Genomic DNA, 6,154 nt, shown 5'->3' with positions numbered 1-6,154 from the left:
TGCCACGAAAGGCACAAGGTCTACTCGCCGCAGGGCAAGACAGATTTTGCAACGGTTGTCGGGGAAGGAGAGAAGATCAGAACTTACGCATTGACAAATGAGAAAAAAAATGCAGGGAAGAAAAGAATAAGCGATCGCTAGCAGTAGGGGGCTGAAAAGATAGATAATTTACACTGTCTCTATTGAGGGCATGGACAATCAGAGTAACTACCAAGCCATCAACTGCAAAGTGTGACCTCAACACTTACACTCTGTTTTTATTGGCAGAATCAAAGTATCCAGGCTGCACACGTTTAGCAGATATTATGGAAGATTTGTCACATGATAGTGTCAACAGATTTTTGCTACGTGAGCGTTACGAGCCAAAGGATTTATTTGATGAAGTTAAGCTGCATATCAATTTAGTAGGTGGTACATTAAGTGCAGATGATACCGTAATTGATAAGCCTCATAGTGACCCGAAACTAACAGAATTAATTACTTACATTTATTCAGGAAGGCATCATCGTACAGTTAAAGGGATTCAACTAATTACCTTGTATTACACCGATTTATCAGGTAAATATGTACCTGTAAATTATCGTATTTATGATAAACAAGATGGTCAGACGAAAAATGATTATTTACGAGATATGATTACTGAGGTTTTGCATTGGGGTTTGGAGCCTGAGAATGTAACCACTGATGCTTGGTATTCCAGTAAAAGGAACCTGAAGTTCTTTAAAGACAAGGGATTAAAGTTTTTAACTGGGATAGCTAAAAATCGCTTGTGTTCAGTTGATGGTAAAAATTTTACCCAAGTTCAAAATCTAGAAATTCCAGAGAATGGGTTAATAGTGCATCTGAAAAAGTTTGGACAAGTGAAAGTATTTCGGAGACTTTTCAAAAACGAGATTCCCAGATATTACATCATGTATGTGCCTGACAAAGATGCACTATTTTTAATTTCTCTCGTCGAATTTAAGGAGTTACATTCGATTCATTGGGGGATTGAATGTTACCATCGAGCCATCAAACAAGTGTGTGGAATTGAGCTATTCATGGTGAGGACATCTGAGGCAATTAAAACTCACTTTTTTAGTGCTATCCGCGCTTTCACACAACTAGAACTAATGCGAACTCAAGAGTTAATTGAAAACTGGTATGAAGTCCAGCGAAATTTGTCTCTTCAGGTGGCTCGTGACTTTATTCTGGAACATCTTGAACAAAGGATGAACTTGAATTCACATATTCAGATTCCTGTCAATGCGTAAGTCCTGAAGATTTCAACAATGGCTAAACCACAACATTAGCAAGTCCATTATTCAGGACGCATTAAAAAATAATGCAGCAGTAGCAATTGAAGACTTAACAGGTATTCGTGAAAGAACCAACCAGAAGCCAAGAAGCAAGACAGAACGTAGACATTCTAACTCTTGGTCTTTTTATCAGTTAAGGTCTTTTTTGGAATACAAAGGTGTCCAATTTGGAGTAGAAATAATTGCTGTTCCTCCAGCTTGGACAAGTCAAACTTGCCATCAATGCCTACATATTGGATTGCGTTCTGACAAGCGTTTCAAATGTACTAATGAGGCTTGTTCTTGGAGTGGTGATGCTGATTTTAATGGAGCAAAAAATATTGCTACTATTGGGGTGAATCTTGTAAACTCGCCCAGAGGCTCGAACTGTTTGTGCTGTGAACTCAGTACGGTTAGTTCAGGGCTACTTAAAAGCCTACGCTCACCGCTTGCGGTGAGCGTAGGTAGTTTACTATCCTGAAATGTAGGTAGCACCAATCGTGGTGTTTCCAGCCGGATGGTAACTTGTGACATGACTTAGCATTAAATAATTACCATAATTACTCAAATGCAAAATTAAAAATGAGAGGTTTTGGAATTTTGGAAATTGAACCTTTGCATTTCTTCTTTAATTGTGTTTTATCAACTTGAATTTCGTATTGCTTATGAAGCTACGCTCATATATGATTATCGGGTTTTTACTCAGCCTTCTCCTAAGTATTGTGCCTTTTTCGGGCAATTTCACCACTGCTGCAACACCAACAGCAGTCGCACCTGTATCTGCTCTCTCATTCACCCAAGGGGTGCAAAAAACGGTATTGGACAACGGCTTAACAGTGCTAACTAAGGAAGTCCATACCGCTCCAGTAGTGAGCGTACAAGTTTGGTATAAAGTTGGTTCACGTAACGAAGTTAAGGGAGAAAATGGCATTTCTCACCAGCTAGAACATTTGATGTTCAAAGGTACAACTGCCCGTCCAGTGCAGTTCGGAAGGTTGTTTAGTGCCTTGGGTAGCCAGTTCAATGCCTTTACTAGTTATGACGAAACAGCTTACTTTGGCACAGTGCAACGAGACAAACTCGAAGCATTGTTGACACTGGAAGCCGATCGCATGGAAAACTCTTTAGTTGGGCCTGAACAGCTCACAAGTGAAAAGCGGGTGGTGATCTCCGAATTACAGGGGTACGAAAATTCACCAGACTATCGTCTGAGTCGGGCAGTGATGCGAGATGCTTTTCCTAGCAGAGCTTATGGCTTACCTGTAGGAGGTACAAAAGCTGATGTAGAAAAATTCACGGTGGAGCAGGTGCGGAATTATTACCGAACCTACTACAGCCCAGAAAATGCCACATTGGTAATTACAGGGGATTTTGCCACAGAACCTGTACTCAAAGTTGTTAAAGAAACTTATGGGAAGTTGGCAAAACGAGGAAAAGAGGACATTGGGACGCAAGGACGTGGAGACGTGGTGAGGGGAAATATCACCGCCTCTTCTCCGGTTGCCCCTACTACTAAAAAAGCGCCTATTGTTTTAAAGCAACCTGGAAGCGCGGCACTACTGCAAGCAGTGTATCCTCTGCCAGATATCAAACATCCTGATGTCCCGGCAATTGATATGATGGATGCCATTCTCACAGGTGGACGTAGCTCTAGACTTTATCAGGCTTTGGTAGAATCTGGACTCGCTAGTTCAGTTAGTGGCGGTGCTGCCGAACTCATCGAACTAGGTTGGTATGAAATTAATGCTACGGCAGCTCCGGGTCAAGAGTTAGGGAAAATTGCTCAGGTGCTCCAGCAAACCTTAGCAAAATTGCAACAGCAGCCAGTTACTACAGAAGAATTAAACCGGGCAAAGACGCAACTACAAGCCTCCTTTGTTTTGGGTAACCAAGACATCACTAGTCAAGCTAGCCAACTTGGATATAACCAAACTGTGGCCGGCGATTATCGTTTTATTGAAAAGTATCTGGCTGCGATCGCAAAAGTCACCCCAGCCCAGGTGCAGCAAGCAGCGAAAACCTACCTAAATCCGGCTAAACAAACCATCGGCTTCTTTGAGCCAACTCAACCAGATGGCAAACCAGGGGCTTCTGGCGCTGGTTCTGGTCGCACAGTGGAAAATTTCAGCCCCGGTAAACCTGTAGATCCAGCAGAACTGGCTAAATATCTGCCACCTGCCACATCAGCTACAGATTCGAGCAAACAATCACTACCAGAAGAGTTTACCTTAAATAATGGTTTGCGGGTTTTGCTTTTGCGCGATCGCAACCTTCCCACCATTAACCTGAGTGGACAAATTGATGCTGGTACTGAATTTGATGGTAATCAAAAAGCTGGATTAGCGAATCTGACTGCAAACAACTTAATGAATGGGACGCAGACTAAAAATGCTCTTACCCTAGCAAAAACCTTAGAAGACCGGGGAGCCGGTTTGAACTTCAGTGCCAGCCGCGAGGGAGTTAGCGTTAGCGGTGAGGGACTTTCAGCGAACCTGCCGATATTGATTCAAACTTTGGCAGATGTGTTAGAAAACGCCACTTTCCCTGCCGAACAGTTAGAACTGAGTCGCCAACGGGCGTTGACAAATCTTAAAGTCCAGCTAGATGACCCCAGAGGATTGGGACGACAAGTATTCCAGCAAGTAATTTACCCTGAGAATCATCCATTCCATAGCTTTCCCACGGCTGAGAGTTTAAAGAGTATTACTCGTGATGATTTGCTTGCTTTCTATCAGACACACTACCGACCAGATAGCACGACGATCGCAATAGTTGGAGACTTTGATCCAGTTAAGGTAAAAGATTTGCTGAATCAGGCGTTTGGCAAATGGGAAGCCACAGGTAAGCCACCTGTGCTTAAAATACCAACCGTGCCATTACCGCAAAATTTGACACGTGTAAACAAAGTAATTCCTGGTAAAGCAGAGGCTGTTACCTACATTGGCTACAACGGCATCTCTCGCAAAGACCCACGTTATTATGCAGCACTGGTACTGAATCAAATTTTGGGTGGTGATACCTTATCGAGTCGCTTGGGTACGGAAGTGCGCGATCGCCTTGGTCTAACCTACGGTATCTATAGTGCCTTTGCCGCCGGAATCAATCCCGGCCCGTTCTTGATTCAGATGCAGACTGCTCCTCTTGATACCCAAAAAGCGATCGCCAGTACTCTCGCTTTACTCAAACAGTTGCGCGAGCAAGGAGTGACTGAGGCTGAATTCAACACGGCAAAGCGCTCAATTACTAATAGCTACCCTGTGGATTTAGCTAATCCCAGTAATGTATCAAGCATCATTTTGAATAATGCTGTCTTAGGACTTTCACGATCAGAAATCCGAGAGTTTTCCCAGCGGATTCAAGCAGTCACTATGCCTCAGATGCAACAGGCAATTGAGGATTTAATTAAGCCAGAAAATATGGTAATTGTCACCGCTGGGCCTGGAGATACTGTACCCAAGGGAGGTTAATTACTAGTTGAGGCGGTAATTTTTCGATTACTAACGAAGATGCTTATTTCTTGCTTATGGTTTTAACAAAATCCGTTCCTTCTCGAATGAAATAGCCCTGTTTTAAAAAGGCTTACTCTAGTTCTCTCTTTTTTAAGGAGTGTTAGGAAGGATCAATTGTTAACCTAAGCTTATTGTCAGATATAGCGGTTTTCAGTTGCAAGAAATAACAGGTTTTTATTAGGGGTGTACACCTAGCTGTGCGCCCCTAATACATCTCTATTATTCTTAAAATTATCCTTATAGTGCTAAGAGATACATACCTGAACATATTAATAGAATATTTATCTATCTAGCGGAGGAATTGAGAAAGATGGTATCAAGACAAAATAAACAGATATTCCGATCACCTGACGAACTTTAACTCATATTTCCCCATTTCTAGATAGCAATGGGGATTTTTTTTAAGCTACCAACATATAATTCCAATGATATATTTATATGTCTTAAGGAGGAATCAGATAAAGTCCATAAATAATAAAAACATAAGTAGCCCGATTACCCTACCGGACTTTGGTTTTAGCTCTCCTCATGTTTTTATCTAACGGGGGAGAGTTTATTTAAAAATGTGATCGTTTCTATCTCCTAGCTATGCCTGCGGTGGGCTGCGCCAACGCAGATGAGAATGGTTTTAAATCAATACGTTTGGATTAATTCTTTATCCTCCCTAACCCATCCTTAAAAACGAGGTAACTAGAGCAAATTTTGCTCCAAACTCTAAACTCTTGCTATATATTGGTTTCTTGATTTTATTCTTCTTCTTTCTTTTCTTCCAAATTGGTTATCTTTGTATTTGGCATCAGAAAATAGTTTTCCTGACTCTGTTGTTCTTCTTTCTTTTCTTGTACAACTTGAGTGGCATATATTTCCACATCTCGTTGGATAATATCTTCTACATGACCTGCAAAAACATTAAACGCCTGTTCATGGGTTGTATAATTACGATAAGGCCCTGTCAATTGTGAGAATTGCCACCCTTGGGTTTTCAAAGATTCGACTGTCCGGCGATAGTGTCGCCAACGTTCTCCATAGTGAAAAAACTCTTCAATGGCAGCACTAATAGCAACTATTTGGCTTAGACCAAAAGTTGACCAGAGAATGAGATCCCTGGCTCTATTATTGTTAACTTGTAGAGTACTATTAATGTTTAAGCTTACTAACGCTGGGAGAATTACACCACCAATAATAGTTGTTATCCGCCAAAAATAATGGCGATCGCGTGAGAAATTTGCCTTACCTTCCATCCAGAGTACTTGGTCTAACCAGCGCGATCGCAGAAAATGTCTTTGCACATCGCCTAACTTCATACCTTCAAATAACTTGTTAAAATCTTCCTTTAAAAATTCCTGATAACTATCTTTTTTTGCCATT

Annotated in this window: 3 protein-coding genes and 1 pseudogene; 3 read left to right on the top strand and 1 reads right to left on the bottom strand. The window is 41.5% G+C overall.

Translation table 11 applies throughout. The features are described from left to right. Window positions 1-197 precede the first annotated feature (197 nt). From ACEYW6_RS25640 to ACEYW6_RS25630, 3 genes and pseudogenes are all read left to right on the top strand, one after another. Window positions 198-1,253 carry a transposase gene (locus ACEYW6_RS25640; RefSeq protein WP_412981970.1) on the top strand — a complete coding sequence of 352 codons (1,056 nt, stop codon included), beginning with the start codon at window positions 198-200 and terminating at the stop codon, window positions 1,251-1,253. A gap of 7 nt (window positions 1,254-1,260) precedes the next feature. Then, a pseudogene (locus ACEYW6_RS25635) lies at window positions 1,261-1,758 on the top strand (RNA-guided endonuclease TnpB family protein); the annotation flags it as partial. Between the two features lie 202 nt (window positions 1,759-1,960). Further along, window positions 1,961-4,744, top strand: a complete 2,784-nt coding sequence (locus ACEYW6_RS25630) for a M16 family metallopeptidase (protein ID WP_412981969.1) — start codon at window positions 1,961-1,963, stop codon at window positions 4,742-4,744. Between the two features lie 788 nt (window positions 4,745-5,532). On the opposite strand, the gene ACEYW6_RS25625 is transcribed toward ACEYW6_RS25630, so the two are convergent. After that, on the bottom strand, window positions 5,533-6,153 hold the full coding sequence (locus ACEYW6_RS25625; protein ID WP_412981968.1) for a DUF4231 domain-containing protein: 621 nt from the start codon (window positions 6,151-6,153) through the stop codon (window positions 5,533-5,535). Window position 6,154 lies beyond the last annotated feature (1 nt).

The sequence above is a fragment of the Nostoc sp. UIC 10607 genome, assembly GCF_047228265.1.
Lineage (GTDB): Bacteria > Cyanobacteriota > Cyanobacteriia > Cyanobacteriales > Nostocaceae > Nostoc > Nostoc foliaceum_A.
Note: the sequence above shows the minus strand (reverse complement) of the source record. Positions and strands in the feature narration are given on the sequence as shown.

Coding starts and splice junctions, on each gene's coding strand:
- ACEYW6_RS25630 (WP_412981969.1), top strand. CDS start 1,961: ATGATTATCGGGTTTTTACTCAGCCTTCTCCTAAGTATTGTGCCTTTT.
- ACEYW6_RS25625 (WP_412981968.1), bottom strand. CDS start 6,153: ATGGCAAAAAAAGATAGTTATCAGGAATTTTTAAAGGAAGATTTTAAC.